Annotated in this window: 21 protein-coding genes; 11 read left to right on the top strand and 10 right to left on the bottom strand. The window is 63.7% G+C overall.

All coding sequences use genetic code 11. From position 1 onward, the window contains the following. The first annotated feature begins 101 nt into the window (after positions 1 to 101). Positions 102 to 482 carry a hypothetical protein gene (locus GSQ90_RS10400; protein WP_158814759.1) on the top strand — a complete coding sequence of 127 codons (381 nt, stop codon included), beginning with the start codon at positions 102 to 104 and terminating at the stop codon, positions 480 to 482. Here GSQ90_RS10400 and GSQ90_RS10395 read toward each other — a convergent pair. From GSQ90_RS10395 to GSQ90_RS10385, 3 genes are all read right to left on the bottom strand, one after another. Then, on the bottom strand, positions 476 to 1,846 hold the full coding sequence (locus GSQ90_RS10395) for a glutamate--cysteine ligase (protein ID WP_158814758.1): 1,371 nt from the start codon (positions 1,844 to 1,846) through the stop codon (positions 476 to 478). The genes GSQ90_RS10400 and GSQ90_RS10395 overlap by 7 nt on opposite strands. 771 nt (positions 1,847 to 2,617) lie before the next feature. Beyond that, the gene (locus GSQ90_RS10390; protein ID WP_158814757.1) at positions 2,618 to 3,340 is read right to left on the bottom strand and encodes a DUF937 domain-containing protein; all 723 of its coding nucleotides are present in this window, start codon (positions 3,338 to 3,340) and stop codon (positions 2,618 to 2,620) included. A 46-nt stretch (positions 3,341 to 3,386) separates the two neighbouring features. Continuing rightward, positions 3,387 to 4,769: an MATE family efflux transporter gene (locus GSQ90_RS10385; protein WP_246731512.1), complete on the bottom strand. Its 1,383-nt coding sequence runs from the start codon at positions 4,767 to 4,769 to the stop codon at positions 3,387 to 3,389. A 168-nt stretch (positions 4,770 to 4,937) separates the two neighbouring features. Between GSQ90_RS10385 and ispH the strand changes: the two genes are divergently transcribed. The 3 genes from ispH to GSQ90_RS10370 all read left to right on the top strand — a co-directional run bounded on the left by ispH (position 4,938) and on the right by GSQ90_RS10370 (position 7,885). Further along, positions 4,938 to 5,918, top strand: coding sequence for a 4-hydroxy-3-methylbut-2-enyl diphosphate reductase (ispH, locus tag GSQ90_RS10380; RefSeq protein WP_158814756.1), 981 nt, complete (start codon positions 4,938 to 4,940; stop codon positions 5,916 to 5,918). A 159-nt stretch (positions 5,919 to 6,077) separates the two neighbouring features. Further along, entirely contained in the window at positions 6,078 to 6,635 is a 558-nt protein-coding gene (locus tag GSQ90_RS10375; RefSeq protein ID WP_158814755.1) for a TetR/AcrR family transcriptional regulator, read from the top strand. Positions 6,636 to 6,670: 35 nt separating this feature from the next. After that, positions 6,671 to 7,885 (top strand): MFS transporter, encoded by a 1,215-nt coding sequence (locus tag GSQ90_RS10370; RefSeq protein ID WP_158814754.1) that lies wholly within the window; start codon positions 6,671 to 6,673, stop codon positions 7,883 to 7,885. Positions 7,886 to 7,970: 85 nt separating this feature from the next. Here GSQ90_RS10370 and GSQ90_RS10365 read toward each other — a convergent pair whose 3' ends face one another. Further along, positions 7,971 to 8,525, bottom strand: coding sequence for a YbhB/YbcL family Raf kinase inhibitor-like protein (locus tag GSQ90_RS10365; protein ID WP_158814753.1), 555 nt, complete (start codon positions 8,523 to 8,525; stop codon positions 7,971 to 7,973). Between the two features lie 83 nt (positions 8,526 to 8,608). Beyond that, positions 8,609 to 9,376: a class II aldolase/adducin family protein gene (locus tag GSQ90_RS10360; protein WP_174247463.1), complete on the bottom strand. Its 768-nt coding sequence runs from the start codon at positions 9,374 to 9,376 to the stop codon at positions 8,609 to 8,611. A 228-nt stretch (positions 9,377 to 9,604) separates the two neighbouring features. On the opposite strand from GSQ90_RS10360, the gene GSQ90_RS10355 reads away from it, so the two are divergent. Both GSQ90_RS10355 and GSQ90_RS10350 read left to right on the top strand, forming a co-directional pair. Next, positions 9,605 to 10,153: a TetR/AcrR family transcriptional regulator gene (locus GSQ90_RS10355; protein WP_246731511.1), complete on the top strand. Its 549-nt coding sequence runs from the start codon at positions 9,605 to 9,607 to the stop codon at positions 10,151 to 10,153. Between the two features lie 5 nt (positions 10,154 to 10,158). Continuing rightward, positions 10,159 to 11,199 carry an NAD-dependent epimerase/dehydratase family protein gene (locus GSQ90_RS10350; RefSeq protein WP_158814750.1) on the top strand — a complete coding sequence of 347 codons (1,041 nt, stop codon included), beginning with the start codon at positions 10,159 to 10,161 and terminating at the stop codon, positions 11,197 to 11,199. 134 nt (positions 11,200 to 11,333) lie between these two features. Here GSQ90_RS10350 and GSQ90_RS10345 read toward each other — a convergent pair whose 3' ends face one another. After that, positions 11,334 to 11,615, bottom strand: a complete 282-nt coding sequence (locus tag GSQ90_RS10345; protein ID WP_158814749.1) for a hypothetical protein — start codon at positions 11,613 to 11,615, stop codon at positions 11,334 to 11,336. Positions 11,616 to 11,824: 209 nt separating this feature from the next. Between GSQ90_RS10345 and GSQ90_RS10340 the strand changes: the two genes are divergently transcribed. Continuing rightward, complete coding sequence (locus GSQ90_RS10340) at positions 11,825 to 12,970, top strand: hypothetical protein (RefSeq protein WP_158814748.1); 1,146 nt, start codon at positions 11,825 to 11,827, stop codon at positions 12,968 to 12,970. Here the strand turns inward: GSQ90_RS10340 and GSQ90_RS10335 are convergent. Next, positions 12,906 to 13,571 carry a fused MFS/spermidine synthase gene (locus tag GSQ90_RS10335; RefSeq protein WP_158814747.1) on the bottom strand — a complete coding sequence of 222 codons (666 nt, stop codon included), beginning with the start codon at positions 13,569 to 13,571 and terminating at the stop codon, positions 12,906 to 12,908. The two genes, GSQ90_RS10340 and GSQ90_RS10335, sit on opposite strands and share 65 nt — an antisense overlap. Then, a complete protein-coding gene (locus GSQ90_RS10330; RefSeq protein ID WP_158814746.1) occupies positions 13,559 to 14,506 on the bottom strand; it encodes a spermidine synthase in 948 nt (315 codons plus the stop codon). Before GSQ90_RS10330 ends, GSQ90_RS10335 begins: the two co-directional genes overlap by 13 nt. Positions 14,507 to 14,656: 150 nt before the next feature. Between GSQ90_RS10330 and GSQ90_RS10325 the strand changes: the two genes are divergently transcribed. Then, complete coding sequence (locus GSQ90_RS10325; protein ID WP_158814745.1) at positions 14,657 to 15,031, top strand: MAPEG family protein; 375 nt, start codon at positions 14,657 to 14,659, stop codon at positions 15,029 to 15,031. Between the two features lie 5 nt (positions 15,032 to 15,036). Here the strand turns inward: GSQ90_RS10325 and GSQ90_RS10320 are convergent, their stop codons facing one another. Together GSQ90_RS10320 and GSQ90_RS10315 are read right to left on the bottom strand one after the other, a co-directional pair. After that, a complete protein-coding gene (locus GSQ90_RS10320) occupies positions 15,037 to 15,747 on the bottom strand; it encodes an SIMPL domain-containing protein (protein WP_158814744.1) in 711 nt (236 codons plus the stop codon). A 205-nt stretch (positions 15,748 to 15,952) separates the two neighbouring features. Then, on the bottom strand, positions 15,953 to 16,351 hold the full coding sequence (locus GSQ90_RS10315; RefSeq protein ID WP_158814743.1) for a hypothetical protein: 399 nt from the start codon (positions 16,349 to 16,351) through the stop codon (positions 15,953 to 15,955). A gap of 136 nt (positions 16,352 to 16,487) precedes the next feature. Here GSQ90_RS10315 and GSQ90_RS10310 point away from each other — a divergent pair, with 136 nt between their 5' ends. From GSQ90_RS10310 to GSQ90_RS10300, 3 genes are all read left to right on the top strand, one after another. After that, the gene (locus tag GSQ90_RS10310) at positions 16,488 to 17,771 is read left to right on the top strand and encodes a TIGR03808 family TAT-translocated repetitive protein (RefSeq protein ID WP_158814742.1); all 1,284 of its coding nucleotides are present in this window, start codon (positions 16,488 to 16,490) and stop codon (positions 17,769 to 17,771) included. A gap of 449 nt (positions 17,772 to 18,220) precedes the next feature. Beyond that, positions 18,221 to 18,679, top strand: a complete 459-nt coding sequence (locus tag GSQ90_RS10305) for a hypothetical protein (RefSeq protein WP_158814741.1) — start codon at positions 18,221 to 18,223, stop codon at positions 18,677 to 18,679. A 322-nt stretch (positions 18,680 to 19,001) separates the two neighbouring features. Then, entirely contained in the window at positions 19,002 to 19,688 is a 687-nt protein-coding gene (locus GSQ90_RS10300) for a hypothetical protein (RefSeq protein WP_158814740.1), read from the top strand. The last annotated feature ends 51 nt before the right edge of the window (positions 19,689 to 19,739 follow it).

Genomic DNA, 19,739 nt, shown 5'->3' with positions numbered 1-19,739 from the left:
AGACAGAAAATTGTCTCCCCCGCCCCGAAGCCGCCACGAAGTCGATCCAAATGTGACGCTAGGGAGGCGTGAGAATCGTCATGACGCCGGGAGCTTGTTGGATGATTCGTTTGAGTTTGGGCTTGGTCTTGGCGTCGGCGGCCGTTCAGGCGGCTAGCGCCAACGATATCCAGCCGCCGCAAGCCGCCAAAGCCGATACGCATTGCGCCACGCTGGGCGAAGGCTTCTTCCCGGTCGCCGGATCGAACGCCTGCATCAAGATCAGCGGCCGGATCAGCGCCGGGGCGGGATTTGGATCGGCGGGCGGCGGATCGACGAATGCTTTCGGTCCGCATTTTGGCGGCAATCCCGCCAACAAGGGGTTCGACACCGAGGCGGCGGCGTCCGGCGATTTGCGATTTGATACGGCGGCCGGGCCAGGCCGCGTTTACGTCGGCGTCCGGAAAGACACGAACCCACGCTGGATCATCAACGGTCAGTAGCAGGCCTCAGTGAAGGCTGGATCGACCGCGCCGTTCCATTCGCCTTCAAAACGAGCAATCCAATCCTGAGCCGCGACACGGCCCGTCTCAATGAATTCGTCAAGCGGATCGAGATAGACCGCTTCATTGCGCCCGCTCTCGTCAAGCCGCGCGCGCCTCCCAAGACCCGCGCGTGCGAGCGCCAATATTTCACGCCCGATCTCGGTCAGGCGCCGGCCGGCGATCGTCGCGCCAAGCGCAAGACGCGGGACGTCGTCACGCAGCTTTTGGCGCTCGGCGGCGCTCCAGTCCCGGACAAGATCGAAAGCGGAGTCGAGCGCGGCTGAATCGTAATAGAGACCGACCATCAAAGCCGACAGCGCGCATATCCGCGCCGCCGGCCCGACATCCGCGCCGCGCATTTCGAGATAACGCTTCAGGCGCACTTCCGGAAAAATCGTTGAAAGGTGATTGGCCCAATCGGATATCGTCGCACGCTCGCCCGGCAGGGCTTCAAGCCGGCCAGCCAGCAGATCGCGGAAGCTCGCGCCTGCAACATCGTGATATTGGGCGCCCCTTTTGACAAAATACATCGGCACATCGAGCGCATAATCGACATAGCGTTCAAAACCCATGCCCGGCTCGAAGGCGAAAGGCAGCATTCCCGCGCGATGATTGTCGGTGTGGCGCCAGATTTCCGAACGCGCGGAAAGAAAACCATTGAGCTTGCCGTCGGTGAAAGGCGAATTGGCGAAGAGCGCCGTCAACAAAGGCTGCAATGCGAGCCCGACGCGCAGCTTTTTGACCATGTCGGCTTCATCGGAAAAATCCAGATTGGATTGCACGGTCGCGGTGCGAAACATCATATCCAGGCCGCGCGTTCCCACCTTCGGCATATAGCGCGCCATGATCTGGTAGCGACCCTTCGGCATAATAGGCGTTTGCGCCAGGGTCCATTTCGGGCTCATGCCCAGCGCCAGAAAACCGATGCCGAGCGGCGCCCCAATTTCGCTGACCTGACGCAAGTGGGCGTCGATCTCCGCCGCGGTCTGGTGCACGGTTTCCAGCGGCGCGCCCGACAGTTCGAATTGACCGCCCGGCTCCAGGGAGATGGCCCCTCCCCCGGCGGCGTCGAACAGGCCGATGAGATTGTCCCCGTCGACGATCGCCTCCCAGCCGAGCAAGCTTTGCATGCCCTCAAGCAGCGCCCGAATGCCGCGCGCGCCCTCGTAGGGGACCGGCGTCAAATCCGCGCGATAGAAGGGAATCTTTTCGTGTTCGGTCCCGACCCGGAATGACGCGGCGGGCTTACACCCCGCCTCCAGCCAGGAGACGAGCGCGTCGCGCGACTCCACAGAATGGGCGTCAATGATATCGCGGGCCATGAAAGATTCCGGAAGAGGGTGAGCGGGCAAGCCCGTGAGAGACCGCGGTTAGATAGTCGGCCCCAGGCGACAACGCAACGAAGCGCCCCAGGCGAAGGGAAAGTCGAGAACGGCGATCAGCGGTGGAATAGCCCGGGAATAGCCGGAGCGCCCGAATGACCCGGCATGGCGCGTCAAAACTCACGCTAAGTCCTTGATTCTCGCCCGCCCGGAAAAGCGCGGGCATCCGCGAAACAGGCGATATCAAGGACTTGACCCCCTCCGAGCTTCCACATCGAAATTTTCGGGCAGGAAATAGCGCCCGCGGCCTTTCGGCGCCCGGTTCGTCTCCGACGGCCAAACCGCCCCGCCCGCCGGCGCCTTGGCCAAGCGATCGAACTTTCGGGCGCAGAGAATGAGGGCGTCAAAGGCGGGTCTCCCTGAAGATCGTCTTCTGGAAAACTAAATTTAAACCTTAGCATTAATTCTTATTTCCAGAAATAACATTGTGCGCCGCCGTGGCTTTTGGCGAGCGCCGCGGCCTTCAATCCATCGCCCAAGCAGGAAGCGAGCGGTTGACGGCCGGAGATGACGCCTGCGCCATCCAGCCCCTTCGCATAGCGCGCGCCAAAGCCGATCGCCCTCGATCGCGGCTATTCTCCAGAACGGGACAAGTCGCATCGCCATCCCCGCCCGTCCATCGCCACGGCGACCGGCAATTTGGCCAAAAGCCATCGCGTTCAAGACGCGGTGACGGCTCAAGGCCGTCGCGGCGATAGCGGACGCCGCCGCCTAGCTGCGGTTTGGGGTGGTCAGCGAGTTGAGAATATCGCTCAGGCCCTGCTGATGCGTCTGGGAGACCTGCACGCCGGCCTGAAACATACTGCTCAGCGTATTGAGCCCGGCCTGCAACGCCGCCGATTGAGGAGCAGCCGCGCCCGACGCGCCGCCGCCGCCGAAGAGCCCGCCGAGCACGTTGCTCAGAAGACCGCCGAACAGGCCGCCAGCCGGTTGAGCGGCGCCTGACGGATTGACGGCCGAACCCAGGCCGCCCGGGCTATTTGCGGCGCCGGCGAGTTGGCCAAGAATGCCGCCGAGCCCCTGAGAGGTCATCGAATGGAACAGGCCGCCCATCAGCATCGAAGCAACGATCGGCATCATCTGCTGAACGATCTGCGGGCTGATGCCCGAAATCTGCGAAGCCTGCTGGCTGATCTGCGTGGTAATCTGCGGCGAACCAAAGATCTGGCCGAGCACGCCGCCGCCCGCTCCGGCAGCCGCGCCCGCCTGGCTCGGGTCGGTGAACGAACCCTGATGCACGCCGCTGGTGAGTTGCGAGAGAATGCCGCCAAGACCGGTCGGATCCTGCGCCGTTCTCTGCAAGCCTGTCGAAAAGGCGGGGATCATCGCCTGGATGGCCGCCTGGGTCTGCTCGGGCGTCAGGCCGAACTGGCTCGCCAGATTATTGACGCCCTGCCCGCCTTGGGCTGCTTGAATGATGTCGTTGAGATTCATGGAGAAGCATCCCCCTGTGAGGCGCCCCGCCGGGGCGTAAACGACCCTAGAGCTTTTCGATGCGTTTTGCGAGCCGCCCCGTCACCCAATAAGCCGCGATCACTGCGCTTATTCCAAATATGGCGGCGCCGGCGGCCACTCCTAACATCGCGCCCTCCACGCCGTGTTCGCGCCCGCCAATCCTCGCGCCGATCGTCACGAACGGAATGGTCCCCAAAGTGGCGCGGCCCCAGTTGAAGACGGTCGCCAGCAGCGGAAAGCCAAGATTGTTGAACGCCGTATTGGCGACGAAAAGACAAGTGACGAACACCCACGCCGACACGCCATAGGTGCAGAAAAACGTGACGAGACGGGCGTTTTCCCCTTGCGCGTCGAACGCCCAATTGATCCAGGGGCTAACGACGAACAACACCGCCCACGCGATCAAGACATAGCCGACGGACAGCAGGAATGAATCGGTTAACGCGCGGCGCACCCGATGCATCAGTTTCGCGCCGAGATTCTGGCCGAGGATCGGTCCGACGGCGCCGGTCAGCGCGAAAATGACGCCGAAGGCGACGGGGATGACGCGGTCCGTCGTGGCGACCGCCGCGACCGCCGCTTCGCCGAAATCCGAGATCACGCGCGTGACGTAGACGGCGGCGACGGGCGTCGCCAGATTGGCCAGAATGGATGGCAGGCCGATCCCCATGATGGGCCGCAGATCGCGCCGGATCGATCGCCAGTCAGGGCGCCCGACAAGGTCGTGAATAAAGATCGCGCCATAGGCGCCGACGCCAAGAAACACCAACCGCGAAATCACCGTCGCCCAGGCCGCGCCATAGACGCCCAGCCCAAATCCGAAAATCAGCAGCGGGTCCGTGAACGCCGTGACGGCCCCGCCCGCCAGCGTCACATACATCGCGCGCCGGGCGTCGCCCGTGGCGCGCAGCACGCCGGAAAGGCACATGCCCAGAGCCATCGGGATATTGGCTGGCAAGGTGATGGCGAGAAATTGATAGGCGACTTCGCCCGCATGGCCCTGCGCATGCAAAGCGTGCTCAAGAATCGGACCGCGAAAGACAAGCAGCGCCGCGGCGATGATCGTCGCAAATATTCCGGCGATCGCCAGCCCCGAAGCCGCCAGACGTCTCGCCCGGGGCCGATCGCCCGCGCCCAGCGCGCGCGAAACTGTGGCGGTGACGGCGATCGTCAGACCGATATTGATCGACATGGCGAGAAACAGCACTTGACTGGAATAACCAACCGCCGCCTTCAGCGATTGATCGCCCAAACGCGAGACATAAAGCAGCGACAAAAGATCGACGAAGAAGATCGCCATCAGGCCGATGGAGCCGGTCGCCGTCATCACCGCGACGTGGCGCATCGTCGAGCCTTCCGTAAAAACGGCGCGCGGCTTGACAAGAACGGCGGCGGATGCAGCGGTCAAAAGAGGATCCTCGCGGAGCGAAAGCAAGGCGCTCTTAGAGCCAATGAAGCGCTCGCGCCAGCCCCGATCACGGCATCTTGCGCGGATCTCCTGACGGGCCGCCGCAAAGCTCGCGCAACGACAACCCTATTGACTTACGGCCGCAGCTTCCCGAAAACCTTCGCCATCATGACCCGTTCTCCGACGTCGCAAAAACCAAAACTTCGAATCATCCTATGCGCCCCGCGCGGTTTTTGCGCGGGCGTCGTGCGGGCGATCGACGTCGTCGAGCGCGCCCTGCAAATCTATGGGCCGCCGGTCTACGTGCGGCATGAAATCGTCCATAACAAATATGTCGTCGAATCCTTGAAGGCCAAGGGCGCGGTGTTCATCGAAGAGCTGAGCGAGGCGCCGGCGGGTTCGGCGCCGGTGATTTTCTCCGCTCATGGCGTCGCCAAAAGCGTGCCGGAAGAGGCTCTGGCGCGGCGCCTGTTCACGATCGACGCGACCTGCCCGCTTGTCACCAAGGTTCACCGCGAAGCGCAGGTTCATTTCAAGCGCGGCCGCAAGATCATTCTGATTGGCCATGCCGGCCATCCGGAAGTGATCGGCACGATGGGCCAATTGCCGGCCGGCGCCATCGTGCTGGTCAGCACGATCGAGGAGGTCGCCGCGCTGACCTTTGAAGATGAAAGCAATCTCGCCTATGTCACGCAAACGACTCTATCCGTCGACGATACGCGTGGGATCGTGGATTCGCTGGTGCGGCGTTTCCCCAAAATTATCGTACCCGCGCTGGAAGATATTTGTTACGCAACGACCAATCGTCAGGAGGCGATCAAGCGCGCCGCGCCATCCGTCGAGGCGGTGATCGTCGTCGGCTCGCCCAATTCTTCCAATTCGCAAAGATTGGCGGAGGTCGCGCAGCGGGCCGGATGTAAGATTTCACGCCTTCTGCCGAGCGCCTCGGAGATCGACTGGCAGATGTTTGGCGCCATCGGCTCGCTGGCCATAACCGCCGGCGCCTCGGCGCCGGAGATTCTTGTCGAACAGGTCATCGACGCTTTTGCCGAACGCTATGACATCGCTGTCGAGACGCTGACGACAACGGATGAGACGGTGTTCTTTCCATTACCCCGGGCGCTGCGCGAGAAAGCCGCGTTGGGCTGAATCAGGCCTCATAAGCAACGCGCGCCGAAGCGCCGCTTTCATTACGAATTTAAGGGGCTTGATTTAGGAAACGATTATTCCCTATAATAACCTATGCTGAATGCCGCGCCTTCATCCGCCATGACGCCCCGAAGCCGCGGCCGACCACGCGAGTTCGACATGGACGAAGCGCTGGACAAGGCGATCCGCGTCTTCCGGGAGCGGGGCTACCACGCGACATCGGTCAACGACCTCACGGGCGCGATGGAGCTTGCCTCGGGCAGCATCTACAAGGCGTTCAGGGATAAGCGGGCGGTCTTCCTGGCGGCGTTCGATCGCTACAAGGTCGCGCGGGACGAAAAGCTTCGGAACGCGATCCGCGCGGGCAAGACTGGGCGGGACCGGATATGCAAGGCTTTGTCCTTCTACGTCGAGGCGTCGCACGGCGCGGAAGGACGGCGGGGATGTCTTGTCGTCGGCTGCGCCGCCGAACTGGCGACCTTTGATCCTGAGATCGCAGAGCACGTGACGGGCGCACTCAGAAAGAACGAAGCGTTTCTGGCCGATCTGATCCGGCAAGGCCGGGAGGACGGCTCAATTCCGCCGCATATCGACGCCGAAGCTACGGCCCGCGTGATGGTCTGCCTGACGCAGGGATTGCGTATCCTCGGCAAGACGGGGCGGACCCGCGCGGAGATGGCTGGGACTGTCGATATCGCGATGAAAGTGCTCGCCTGATTTTTTCGCCTATTTAGGAAACATATATTCCCTTTATGGAGTCCCCAGTGAACAATGTTGCCGCCCTATCCGCCGACGCGACGCCTGATCGACGCATTGTCCCGGCATGGATGACGTTTCTTCTTGCCGCGGCCTGCGGTCTGATCGTCGCCAACATCTATTATGCGCAACCGCTTGTCGGGCCGATCAGCGCGGCGCTCGGCCTGCCGCCACAAGCAGCGGGCCTGATCGTGACCATGACGCAGATTGGCTACGTCATCGGCCTGCTGCTGATCGTGCCGCTCGGCGATCTCATCGAGAATCGTCGGCTTGTCCTTTGCGTGATGGCGGTCGGCGGCCTCGCCTTGCTGGCGGCGGCGCTTTGCACCCAGCCGCTGCCGTTCCTGGCCGCGGCCCTGTTCATCGGCATTGGTTCCGTCTCGGTGCAGATTCTCGTGCCCTACGCCGCGCATCTGGCGCCCGACGCCATGCGCGGACAAGTGGTCGGCAACGTCATGAGCGGACTCCTGCTCGGGATCATGCTCGCCCGTCCCGTTGCGAGCTTCATCACCCACGTCTCGTCCTGGCACGTGGTTTTCATTCTCTCGACGGTCGTCATGGTTGTGCTCGCCATCGTCCTGGGCTGGGCGCTGCCCCCGCGTATGCCGACCTCCAGGCTCCGCTACGGCGAACTCCTGGCTTCCATGGCGCGTCTTGCGCTGACAACCCCAACCCTGCAAAGGAGAGCGCTCTATCACGCCTGCCTGTTCGCCGCCTTCAGCCTGTTCTGGACCACGACGCCTCTGTTGCTGACCGGCGCTGATTTCGGTCTATCGCAAACCGGTGTCGCGCTGTTCGCGCTCGCTGGCGTCGCAGGCGCGATCGCCGCGCCGATCGCCGGCAGAATCGCCGATCGCGGATGGATCCGCCTGGCGACCGCGCCCGCCATGCTGGCCGTCGCCGCCGCTTTCCTGATGACGCATATCAGCGCGACCGGTTCAAATCTCGCTCTGACGCTTCTGGTGGCCGCCGCGATCCTGCTCGATTTCGGCGTGTCGGCCAATCTCGTGCTCGGGCAGCGCGCCATCTTTGCGCTCGGGGCCGAATATCGAAGCCGCCTCAATGGCCTCTATATGGCGACGTTTTTTGTCGGCGGCGCGATCGGCTCCGCGCTCGGAGGATGGGCCTATGCGCGAGGCGGCTGGGCGCTGACGTCCTGGATCGGATTCGCCCTTCCGATCGCAGCGCTCCTCTATTTTGCGACGGAGTAGCGCCGACCGTTTCAGCCTTTGATCGGCGCGGCGCCTACCGAAGCCGGCTCGATCCGCAAACCCGGACCGAGCCTGCTCCGTGGTTTCAACGGCTCCAGACTCCAGTCAGAGTCGCCTTGGCCAGCGTATGGAAATGCAGGTTGAAGCCGACATAGGCCGGCGTGGCGTTCGCATCGGCGTCGAGCTTGTCGACATCCACCGCGAAAAGCTGGAAGTGGTAATGGTGCGGCTTGTCGCCCTTGGGCGGGCACGGGCCGGTATAGCCGGGCGAGCCGATATCGGTGCGGCTCATCACCGCCCCGGCCGGCAACAGATTGGCCGCGGGATCGCCGGCGTTCTTGGGCAGCGAGGTCGCGTCCGGCGGAATGTTGATGATCACCCAGTGCCAGAAGCCGCTGCCCGTCGGCGCATCTGGATCATAGACGCTCAACGCGAAGCTCTTGGTGCCCTTGGGCGCGCCCGACCAGCTCAGCGCCGGCGAGAGGTTCTTTCCAGGGCAGCCCATGCTGTTGGCCACCTGCTCGTCGGATATTCTGGCGCCCGGCTTGATGTCCGGGCTTGTCAGCGTGAGCGCGCGCGCCGCGCCGGCGCTCGCCAATCCCGCTAACAACAACGAAGTCGCGAAAGCTAATTTACGCATCGCCTGATCCCTCCCTGTAACGCGCCCCGCAGCCTTTTGGCTCGGTCGAGCGGCCGGCGACGCTATTTCTCGAACAAATGTCATCATTCGCGCAAGTAATCTTTTTGTGGGGTTCCTGCATGCGCGCGCGCTTGAACGCGCCAGAGATCCCACGCCCGATTGATCTGCGCATCGTTGGTCTGCGCGGCGGCGGCGGCTTCCGCCGCCGTCAGGAATGTGACCGGACCGAGTCGCAGCGCCTCCGCCTGCAGCCGGGCGCCCGTCTCGGTATAGACGGCCCTGAAGACCGCCTGGCGCAGGCTGGTCCCCACCATTGTCGCGCCATGGCCCCGCATCAGCACCGCCGCGGCGCCCTGAAGCGACTTGGCCAATGCGGCGCCAAGCGCGCGGTTGCGAATGAGAAGGTCGGTTCCATCGCCTGCCGCGTCGCGGATCTCAAACACCGGCGCGCCTTCCCCGAGGAACCCGCACATGTGAGAGATGGCTCGCAGAGGCGCATTGCGCACCACGCCAAACGGGATCACCGAGGCCGAATGGCTATGCACAACGGCGGCGACATCCGGCCGGGCCCGATAAATCTCGCTATGGATGAAACGCTCGAGATAGACGGCTCGCCCATCCGGCTCCGCGACTGCGCCGTCGAGATCGAACTCCAGGATGTCCGCCGACCGCACCAAAGCCGGCGCCATGCTGCGCGAGAGAAAAAAGCGATCCGCGCGTTCGGGGTGGCGCGCGCTGACATGGCCGAAGCCATCAACCACGTTCTGGTGGAACAGAATATGATTGGCGTCGACGAGCTCATCGATCAGCAAAGCGATATTCGTGCGCCGCGCTTCAGCCGAATCGATCAACTTCTGCGCTCCTCGGTCGCCGACGATAGGGTTGACCGGCCGCACACTATAGCGTGACGCGCCGGCGGCTCAAGACATGACGCGCTGACGGGCTTAGGCGGTCGACGGGGAACGCGTGGCTGACATGACCTGCGCCGCCCCGGATGCGGTATTCCGGCGCCAGCGGGAGCCGTTCCGCAAGAGTCCTATATCGGCGCTATAGTCGGGAGTATGAATACACGCGCAACCTTGCTCACCGCCGCTCTGAAAGTTCTTGAGGACGAAGGAGAGGCTCAGTTTTCGACGCGCGCCGTATGCGCCCTGGCGAACGTCACCGCGCCCACGCTCTGCCACCACTACGGTAGCGCCGACGGCCTGTTGAGCGCGGCCATGACTGAGGCGTTCTCGCAGTTCCTCGAAGGCAAGAAGGCGGCAGAGCAATCCCCCGACCCTGTAACGGCCCTGCGCGAGGGCTGGGACGACTATGTGCGCTTCGCCGCGGCGCGGCCCCGACTCTATGCGGCAATGATGAGTCGCGTCCTCAATGGCGCCCAGATACCCGCTGCCGAACAAGCTTTCGCGCTGTTGATCGAACGCATTGCGGCCATCGCTGCCGATGGACGGCTCGCGCTCGCCGTAGCGGCGGCGGCCGATCTGGCATGGGCCTCTGCGAACGCCGCTTCTCTGCTCTACGTGACGGCTCAACTACGCAAGACGGCAATGCCTAGTCCGGCCGTCCTAAAAGACATCCGCGAGAACGCTATGCAAGCCATCCTCACCCCTGAATCGAAAGGCTGATCATCATGAGAATTCTGGTCACCGGAGGCACAGGTCTTCTCGGAGGCCGCCTGATCCCGAAACCAGTGGAGAATGGCGATCAAGTGTTTGCCCTCGCGCGCTCGGCGTCCTCCCACGCGAAACTTCGAGCATTGGGCGCATTCCCCGTCGAAGGGGATCTGGAAAGCGAAGCGCCGCTATCGTTGCCCTCGGTGGACGCCGTCGTGCACGCAGCGGCGCTGTTCCGGTTCTCTGGCCCCCGGGAGCCGTTCTTCAAAACGAATGTAGAGGGTACGGCCAGGCTTCTGGCGTCGGCCGAGAAAGCCGGGGCGACGACTTTCGTCCACATCAGCGCGGCGGGAATCGTCATGGACAATCCAGGCGCCCCTGTCCGTAATGCAGACGAGAGCGCGCCGACGTTCCCGAACCACTTTTCCGCCTACCTGGCAAGCAAGGCGCGGGCCGAGACAATCGTGTTGGCGGCCAACAAGCTTGGTTTCCGCACGCTCGCACTTCGCCCACCGGCGCTTTGGGGCCCAGGCGACCCATTCAGCCGGGCGCTCCCACAGGCAATCAACTCTGGGCAGTTCGCATTCGTCGACCGAGGAGACTATGCCTTCGCCACCTGCCATGTGGACAATGTCATCGAAGCCATTCAATGCGCATTGGAACGCGGCGAGGGCGGCCGCGCCTACTTCATCGCCGATCCGGAAAAGCAGACTTTCCGCGAATTCGTCGCCTCGCTCGCAAACGTTCAGGGCCTGTCCATCGAGAAATTGCGCTCGATCCCCTACTGGCTCGCCATGACTCTGGGTCGTTTGATGGACGCTGTCTGGGCCATCGCGCGCAAAGCGGGCGACCCGCCGGTGTCTCGTTCGATGATGCGCATGATCGGCCGGGAGTTCAGCGTCAATGATGCTGCCGCACGGCGCGAACTGGGCTATGCCGGAAGGACTTCGCGCGCTGTTGGCCTGCGCAGTTATGGGCGAGCAATTTCACCAGAAACTTCTTCAACGGAATCATTCGTTGAAGCCCGCCGCCATCAAAGCCTAGGATCAAACAGCTAGCGCTTTAGCTCTGTCGATAATCGATTAGCCGGCGCTTCATCGGGTCGTCGCGGTAAGGCGGCCGTCAGGCGCCGCCAACGGCGAGCGCGACATGAACCCCCAAGGACATCGCGCGTCGCGTGCGTCCAACGCCTCTAGGCGTTGGGCCTCGCCGTCATCGAGCGCTGCGTCTCTGCAAGAAAGCTGCAGAGATCATATTGCGCAATCACCCGGCCTTCGCCGTCGACGACCCGAACCTCTTCTGGCGCATTGGAGGCGAATTCCTTCTTGGGCCAGAACGAGAATGTGTCGCCCTCATAACAGCTCGCAAGCGCGTCTTTCGCTTCCGCGGCAATCTCCTCGACCGGACGCCCGTGCGCCGGCCACGCCCTTTCAAGAATGAGAACGCCCGTCATCCGTCTGAATTCCATCCGCATGGCCCCATCCTCCGCGGACCGAATCTGACGCATCGGCGCAAAGGAGGCAAGGGCCGCAGCGTTCAACAAGTTCATTCGCCTCGCGTCCCGTAAGCCGGGCTTGCCAGACCCGTTCGCACGGGCGCATCATCCGCGCGCGAATGGGAGGCTGTCTCGACAGGGCGAGGCAAGGCCAACCGTGACTCGCTGTTATGCGCGTCGAACCTCAGGTGAATGCCAGGATGGCGATCGGCGAGCCTGCTTTGAAGAGTGGGATATGGCGTCGATTATTCATCACGATCGGCGTCCTCTTGCTCTATCGCCTGGGATGCCAGATTCCGCTTCCCGGTCTTGATCCGCAAGCCATAAGCCGCTTTCTGGGCGCGCCTTGGATGTCGCTCGAGCGCCTCTCGATTTTCGCGCTTGGCGTCACGCCGATTCTTTCCGTTTTGCTGATCGTCGAGGTCGTGAAACTCGCTTTTCCGGCGCTCGCGCGATGGGAGGCGGCCGACGAGAGAAAAGCGGCGCGGCTGCATCGCGCGACGCAAATCGCCGCTCTGGTCGTGGCCGCGTTTCAGGGTTTAGGCATAGCCCATGCGTTGGAGCTGGCCCCCGGTCTTGTCGACGATCCCGACTGGACGTTTCAGGCGGGCATCGTCGCGACGTTTGTGGCGGCGACCGCGCTGCTCGGCTGGCTCGGCGAGCGGATCACGCTTCGCGGTCTGGGCCACGGCTTCTGGCTGCTGCTGGTCGCGCCCTATCTCACGAAACTTCCGCACGCGGCCGCGGCGATCGTCGAGCTTTTGCGTCAGGGCGTGGTGAGCCAGGGCGATATTCTTGTCGTTATCGGTTGTTCCCTGGCGGCGGTCGCTCTCATTGTCTCGCTCGCCATGGCGCGTGGCGCGCCGGGTCGAAATTCCAATATTTCGGTCGCGGGCGAAGCTGCGGAAAGCGGCGCGAACGAGGCGAGCCTCTTCGATGTCTGGCCGCCGCTGCTCGCCAAATATGTCGGCGGCCTCTTACTCGGCGCCCTGATTTTGAGCCTCGACAAATCGATGAACACGTCTTTCCTCGCCGTTGGCAAGCCCGTCCATATTCTCGTCACCGCCGTGCTGATCGCCGGATTCGCTATCATGCGCACCGGGGCCGCTCCGGGCGGCGCGACGCGCCCAGTGGGACTGACGGCGCTCGCGCAGATCGTGATTTGCTGCGGCGGAGAATGGCTGTTGACGGGCTTGCGTCTTCCCTTCCTGCTCGACGGCGCCTCGCTGATCGTCATCGTCGCGACTGCGCTGAACGTCGCCCGAAGCTTCATGAATTTGACGAACCCCTCTGCGCCGCCATATGCGGCGCCGCCCGGCCAATCAGCCCGATGAACAAGGCGAAGCAGATCGCCGCCGCCGCCGTCCAGCCCTGCAAAATCGTCGATGTCGGAAACGACGGGATCAGGACAAAGGCGGTGACCATCACGCCGGTGATATTGCCCAGCGTGCTGATCCCGTAAACGACGCCGGTCGACATGCCACCTCGGAAACCCGAGCTCATCAAGGCCTCGGTGAAAATCGGCAGCAGCGCCGACAAGCAAACGACCGGGAAGAAAAACAGCGCAAAGCACGACAGGCCGAGCGCGAGGAAGGAATTATCGAAGCTCGCATCGATGCTTTGCAGGATGACATGTCCTTGCGTCGCGGTGACGAGATAGCCGGCAAGACCGATGGCGACGAGCGCGACGAGGTTGGTCATCAAGCGTCTGGCGGCAAGCTGCGAGAACAAGCCGCCAACAATGGCGCCGATGCTGAAAGCCGCCAGGAAGGTCGAGATGACGAAAGACCAGACGAACAGGGTCGATCCGAAAAAGGGCGCCAGCAGACGCGTCGCGACCAGTTGAAATCCCATGCTGAGAAAGCCCTGGAAGAAGGCGCAAACGCCAACCAGCAGGCTGATCCCCATTGTCCGGCCGCCCGCTACTTCTGCCATTGGGCACCCAGAAACTCGGTCGGCGCGAAATCATCGGTGAGCGGATTGGCGCAAGCCAGGGAGCCCGGCGCCTTGCCCAATGCGCTGATCGCGAAGGGGTCGACGCCGTTGTCCTTCATCGGCGACGAAAATGGCGCCGAGGCCGTCTTGAATTTTTCTTCCAGCGGGGGACTTGCGCTCTTGGCAGCGACGACGACGACATTCGCCGTGCCTGGCACGGCGAATAAAACAACGCTCGGGAAGGCCGCCATAATGGCGCCGACCAGGCAATCGACCAGTTTGTTGCCGCTGATGACATTGATCGCGAGAAGTCCATCATCGCTGAGATGGTCCGCAACGAGCGTGAAAAATTCATGCGTCGCCAGATGCGGAGGATATTGGCTGTTGCGCACGAACGCGTCGATGATGATCCAGTCCCAGCGGTCGCGGCTGCGCCGCAAGAACCGCCGGCCGTCCTCGATAACGACTTTGTTGCGTTCCGATTCCTGGAAGTTGGTAAATTCCAACGCCAGATCGCGAATCATCGGGTCGATTTCGACGCTTGTCAGCGTCGCGTCCGGATAGATCACATTAAAGAGCCGGTTGAAGGACCCGGCGCCCAGGCCGATGCTCAAAACCGCCGCCGGATTCGGGTTGATGAGGGCAGGCGCGAACAGGAATTTCGTATAGGGGATGACCTGATAGCTCGGCCGACTCATATCGATCGCAGAAATGGCGGCGCCGTTCTCCATCCGCCGGAAAGAGACGACGGGACCGTCCTGCGACACGATGATGTAATTGTAAGCCGATTCCCGCACGATTTCCTTCGGCCGCGCCGATGCGCGCGCGCCTAGGAATGATCCGGCCGCGGCCGCTGCCGCCGATTGCAATATCGATCTGCGCGTGCGCATCGCCTGCACTTCGCTCTCTCCCTGCCGGCGCCGGCGCGTCGACATTCACGCCCGCCAAGTGCGATGGCCGGCGTTCGAGCGTCAAGAGCAAAGTCGGACATTGGGATGCGGCTGCGCCGGCGATCGGCGCGCACTCCTGTCAAAAGAAGGCCACATGCGTTAAGTCAGGACCAAGGCTTCACGGGGGGATATCGCATGACAATCGCCATCTGGTGCATTCTGATCGCCGCGCTCCTACCCTATCTGGTCTTTGGTCCCGCGTCGGCGAAGCTCAATATCAAGTTGCCGCGGGGCTCGTCGGCTCAGCAGCTCGAAGGCCTGCCGGCGCGCGCCTATGGCGCGCATCTCAACCATTTCGAGACGTTTCCGTTTTTCGCCGCGGCGGTGATTGTCGCGCATATGCTGGAAGGCGCGAGCGCCACAGTGAATTGGCTGGCGGTCGCCTATATCGTGATCCGGCTCTTTTACACCGCGATGTATCTGACGGATCGCCAGCCGCTGCGCTCTGCCTCGTTCTTCCTCGGCCTGCTGGTCGCGATCGCGATCTTCGTCACGCCGGCCTTTCATTAAGCGCGCTATCGCGCGATCTCGAAGCGGGCGCGGACGCCGACGCTCAATGTGCTTTGGCCGGACTCGATCGGCGCCGCCATCGCGGCCGGCATGCCAGCCGCGTTGGCGTAGACCGGCATGGCGGCGCCCGTCTCCTCGAGGCTCGCGAGGGCGCCGAGCTTGACGCCCGCTTCGCCCGCATAAAGTTCGGCCTTGCGCCGCGCGTCGGCGAAAGCGGCCTTGCGCGCCTCGTCGAGCAGGATGGAGGCGTTGGCGACGCCGAATTGAATGCCGTTGACCGAATTGGCGCCCGCCGCCACCGCTTTGTCGAGCACGTCGCCAAGGCGCGTCAGGTCATGGAGCGTCGCCCTGACGCGATTGGAGACGGAATAGCCGACGATCGTCGTCGGCTCGCCGCCGCTCCGGCCGACGTTCGACATCTGCGGCCGGATCGAGAAATCGGATGTCTGGATGTCCTTCGCCTCGACGCCGGCGCCTTTCAACGCTTCGATCAATGCGGCCGTCGCCTTGGAATTGTCCGCCAGCGCGGCCTGCGCCGTCTTGGCGGCGCTTTGCTCGCCGATCGTGATCGTCGCGAAATCGGGCCGCGCGCCGACCGTGCTTTCGCCCGTCGTTTCGATCGTCGGGCGCGCCGCCTCATCGGCTTGCGCGACGCCGAGGGAGCAGGCGAGCATCAAGGCAATAAGGAACGAACGCGGGACAGGGTGAGCGAGCATGGGGCGAACTCCGGGCAATCGAGGAGGGGCGCACGATCGCCGTCGATTGCGGCGGCGCCAAGACGGTTACGGGACGCCGGTTTGAAGAGTCCCGGCGCCGCTAGCTTTTTTGAATCTTTGCCGCCTCGACTGTCACGATGGGGCGCTCAGGCCGCTTCGCGCGAACGCGCCGCGAACGTCTCGCCGCTGCTCCCGTCGGAAGGCGTCAAACCGCGGGCGCCGCGGCGATCACGCCAAAATATTGTTCCTTCGGCTTGGCGATCTTCTGCAATTCGTCGCCAACGAGATAGCCGACCATCTCCACTTTTTCGATGCTCGCGACGCCCTCGGGCGTCGTTACTGTTTTGGCGTCGGCATCGCTGTAAAAGATGGTGGTCGCGAAGGTGCAGGCGTCTTTTCCGAATTGGTTGTTGACGCTCGCCACCCGTGCGCGGATGGCGTTGTCGTCAGACGTGACGACCGCCGCGACTTCCGTTGCCGTATCGCAAATGAAACCGCGGCCGACCGAAAGCGCGGCCTCATGCGCATGCGCTGGAAGCGGGCCTAGGCCGAGCGACGTCAAAGCGGCAAATGCAACCACGCTGGCGCGATATATCGTAAACATGGCGCTTTCCTTTCAAATCCGGGCGCCCCCAGCATGTTGCAACGCACCAACGACCAATGGGTTCATTCCAGTTCCGCACAAAAAGGGGGCGCCATGATATGTTCGCCCCTCCCAGCAAGCGGTTGAACGGCGCCCGATGATCAATCGACGAGATTTTATCGCCGCCGCGCCCGCGCTTGCCGCGGCGTGGCGGACGCGCGGCGCATGGGCGCAGGCGTCGGGCGATGGCGCGCCGCTGCTGCAGCACGCCATCGATGTCGCGCAGCGCGGCGATGGAATCGTCACGATTCCACCGGGCGTGCGCGCCGTTTCGCATCTGCGCATAGCGGGCAATATCCGGCTGGTGGGCGCGGGACGCTCCAGCCGTCTGGTGGCGATCGGGCCCGGACCCATGCTGGCGATCGCGCATGCGGATAGCGTCGCGATCGAGAACGTCGCCTTCGATGGCGGCGGCCATGCGTCCGGCGGCGAAGCGGGTCTGATCGAGGCGCGCGATGTCGCCGATCTTAATTTCGTCGATTGCAGCGTCGAACGCGCGGGCTATGGCCTCAGAGCCGAGCGTTGCGGCGGCCGCATCGCGCGCTCCTCGTTCCGAAATCTCGCGCAATCGGCGATCCACAGTCTCGACGCCACGGGGCTCGCCATCATTGACAACAGCGTCGAAGATTGCGGCGCCAACGGCGTGCAGGTCTGGCGCTCGGCGCCCGGCTATGATGGCGCGATCGTGCGTGGCAACCGCATCGCGCGCATCCGCGCCGACCCCGGCGGCGACGGGCCCTATGGCAATGCGATCAGCGTTTTTCGCGCCGGCGGCGTCTCCTGTGCGGGCAATGTCATCCGCGACGCCGCCTTCTCGGCGATCCGCTACAATTCCGGCTCGGACGCGCTGATCTCGGGCAATAGCTGCTTCGAGAGCGGCGAGACGGCGATCTATGTCGAATTCGGCTTTCAGGGCGCGATCGTTTCGGCGAATGTCGTCGACGGCGCCTCCACCGGAATCTCGGTCACCAATTTCGATTCCGGCGGTAGGCTCGCCGCGGTCACCGGCAATGTGATGCGCAATTGCGTCAAGCGCCTCCCCCAAGGCGGCGACATTTACGGCATCGGCATTCATGTCGAGGCGGACACGATCGTCAGCGGCAACGCCGTCGACAGCGTGAACTTCGCCGGGTTGCATCTTGGCTATGGCGTCGGCTTGCGCGACGTCATCGCCGCCGACAATGTCCTCAGCGATTGCGGCTTCGGCATCGCCGTGTCGGTCGCGCCCGGCGCCGGCGGCGCGACGATCCGCGACAACCGCATTCGCGCGAGGCGAGGCGCGATCGTCGGCATGGCCTGGGATGCGGTCGTCTCGGCGGACCTAGCGAAGGACGCGGCGAAATATCCGCTGCTGACGATTGCGGGGAACGAGGCGGGGTGAGGCGCGGAGGCCTGAAGCACGGAACAAGGCTGAAGGGGGTTGCGTTAGAGCGCCATCGCCGTAGTCCGCAGTTCGATCCGCATTCGTCCGGCCGAGCGGACTGACGAATGCGGCGACGACCTTGACGAAATCGGCTTGGCGGTTGGCGCCGGTCTTCTCGTCGATGCGGCCGCGACCCGCCGATCTCGACGATGGCGAGCAGCGCGCGCCGCTCCATCGGCGTTAGCTCGTAATTCCCGGCGATGATTTCAGATGGCGCTAGCGCTTCCAGCGACGCCTTGCGCGAATATGGCGGCGACGGCTCCGTGACTCACGCCGACGCCCTGTCCGTCGCCATCGGCTCGCGGGTCCACCGATCGGCGGACGCGGTGGGGAGATGCGGTTGTTATTCTCGCCGCCATCCGAAAGTCCGGACGGGCGCCAAGCGCCTGCAACGCAAGGAGAGTCTCATGAGGAAAGCGGCATATTTATCTCTCGCGGCGGCATTCGCGATATCTCTCGTCAGCCTCGCGCCGCATGGCGCCTTCTCCAAACCCGTCGTGGTCAAGGGGACGGTTAGCGTCGAGGCGGTCGAAATGGCTTGCGTTCACATGGACGGGCAGTTCACAAACGGCACAGGCAAGGGCGGGTACGGTTGCGTGACGGCCAACGCCTCTATTTCCTGCAACTCCAAAGGCAAATGCACCGGCACCGTCCCCGATCGCGCGACGGTTGGCGCCAGCGGTCTCAAGGGCTTGCTGGGCGGCGGCGCCATGGCCAATGCGCGCTCTGATTCCCGCTTCGCGGATACGACGCCAAAGCCCGTGACGCCCGCGCCGGGCGGGGCCTCCGCCAATCTCAACAAGCCCGGCGGCGCTCTCGCCGCATCGGTCGCCTATCACAGACCTTTGATGGGACAACATAATTAGAGCGCGTCGCGGGAAACGGGACGCATTTTTCCAACTGGACCGGCTTCGGCGAGGCGCTGTCTTCTCCGCGCTATCGCCGATTTTTGCGCCGCGCGTCCCCCGATTGAGGGCGGCCTTTCTCTCGCTACGCCGCCTGCAAAGATAGAATCCCTGAAGCGTGCAAAGGCCGCTTCGGGCGCGTTCCTTTCACGCCCGCCCGTCATCCTTTCGCAATCCAGAGGCGCCGCGCCGCGCATGCCGGATTGACTCTGCGTCGCGAGCATGCCGCAATTATCGCAGAAGAATGGGCGGGAGGTCTTCAGGCCTGAGGAAGGTGCGTGCGATGAACATGCGTTCGAAGTCGTCTTTCCCGCGCCCAACGCTTGCCGCGCTCGCGTTGGCCGCCTGCGTGATGTGGATGGGTCCGTCTCCCGCTCATGCGCAATCGTTCAATCCGGATTCGGCGCTGTCGCCGGCCCAGATCGAGCGCATCATTTCGGACAGCGGCTATCGGTTGACTGGTCCGGTCGCCCGCCACGGCCGGGTCTACCTCGCCAATGTCCTGGGACAGGGGGACGATCCGCTGCGGCTGGTCGTCGATGCGCGCAACGGGCGCGTTCTGCAGCGCTATCCCGGCAGGGCGTCCCTGCTTCGCCGTCAGGCCGCCGTTCCCGAGGAATCGCCGCTGACCAATTTTTTCGACCGTTTGTTTGGCAGTCCGGAGGACGCCGCGCCGCTGTCGCCCCCGCCGGATTCCGACTTTTTGGAAACGCCCAAGCCCAAGGCGCAGGCCAGGCGTCCCAAACCCGTCGTCCAGCCGGCGGTCACGGCCCCAAGCGACAATCCGGCGACATCGGCGCCGCCGGCGGCGGGGCAGGCCGCGACGCCGCCCGCGGGATCGGGGGCGCCGCCGCCGGCTGCGGCGGTCGCCAAGCCGACGCCCGAAACCGCCGCCGCCGCGCCAGGCGCGCCAGCGCAAAAAGCCCCATCGACCAAGCTCAACGATGTGCCGGTGGCGCCGCTCGAATAAAGATTGTCGACGGGAGCCATTTAAAACGACGAGCGGTCATAGCGCCGCCTC

This window comes from Methylocapsa sp. S129 (genome assembly GCF_009765995.1).
In the GTDB taxonomy this organism is placed as follows: domain Bacteria; phylum Pseudomonadota; class Alphaproteobacteria; order Rhizobiales; family Beijerinckiaceae; genus Roseiarcus.
The sequence above is the reverse complement of the archived record's forward strand: the minus strand, read 5'-3'. Positions and strand labels throughout refer to the sequence as shown.

Coding starts and splice junctions, on each gene's coding strand:
- GSQ90_RS10400 (WP_158814759.1), top strand. CDS start 102: ATGATTCGTTTGAGTTTGGGCTTGGTCTTGGCGTCGGCGGCCGTTCAG.
- GSQ90_RS10395 (WP_158814758.1), bottom strand. CDS start 1,846: ATGGCCCGCGATATCATTGACGCCCATTCTGTGGAGTCGCGCGACGCG.
- GSQ90_RS10390 (WP_158814757.1), bottom strand. CDS start 3,340: ATGAATCTCAACGACATCATTCAAGCAGCCCAAGGCGGGCAGGGCGTC.
- ispH (WP_158814756.1), top strand. CDS start 4,938: ATGACCCGTTCTCCGACGTCGCAAAAACCAAAACTTCGAATCATCCTA.
- GSQ90_RS10375 (WP_158814755.1), top strand. CDS start 6,078: ATGGACGAAGCGCTGGACAAGGCGATCCGCGTCTTCCGGGAGCGGGGC.
- GSQ90_RS10370 (WP_158814754.1), top strand. CDS start 6,671: ATGGAGTCCCCAGTGAACAATGTTGCCGCCCTATCCGCCGACGCGACG.
- GSQ90_RS10365 (WP_158814753.1), bottom strand. CDS start 8,525: ATGCGTAAATTAGCTTTCGCGACTTCGTTGTTGTTAGCGGGATTGGCG.
- GSQ90_RS10350 (WP_158814750.1), top strand. CDS start 10,159: ATGAGAATTCTGGTCACCGGAGGCACAGGTCTTCTCGGAGGCCGCCTG.
- GSQ90_RS10345 (WP_158814749.1), bottom strand. CDS start 11,615: ATGCGGATGGAATTCAGACGGATGACGGGCGTTCTCATTCTTGAAAGG.
- GSQ90_RS10335 (WP_158814747.1), bottom strand. CDS start 13,571: ATGGCAGAAGTAGCGGGCGGCCGGACAATGGGGATCAGCCTGCTGGTT.
- GSQ90_RS10330 (WP_158814746.1), bottom strand. CDS start 14,506: ATGTCGACGCGCCGGCGCCGGCAGGGAGAGAGCGAAGTGCAGGCGATG.
- GSQ90_RS10325 (WP_158814745.1), top strand. CDS start 14,657: ATGACAATCGCCATCTGGTGCATTCTGATCGCCGCGCTCCTACCCTAT.
- GSQ90_RS10320 (WP_158814744.1), bottom strand. CDS start 15,747: ATGCTCGCTCACCCTGTCCCGCGTTCGTTCCTTATTGCCTTGATGCTC.
- GSQ90_RS10315 (WP_158814743.1), bottom strand. CDS start 16,351: ATGTTTACGATATATCGCGCCAGCGTGGTTGCATTTGCCGCTTTGACG.
- GSQ90_RS10310 (WP_158814742.1), top strand. CDS start 16,488: ATGATCAATCGACGAGATTTTATCGCCGCCGCGCCCGCGCTTGCCGCG.
- GSQ90_RS10305 (WP_158814741.1), top strand. CDS start 18,221: ATGAGGAAAGCGGCATATTTATCTCTCGCGGCGGCATTCGCGATATCT.
- GSQ90_RS10300 (WP_158814740.1), top strand. CDS start 19,002: ATGAACATGCGTTCGAAGTCGTCTTTCCCGCGCCCAACGCTTGCCGCG.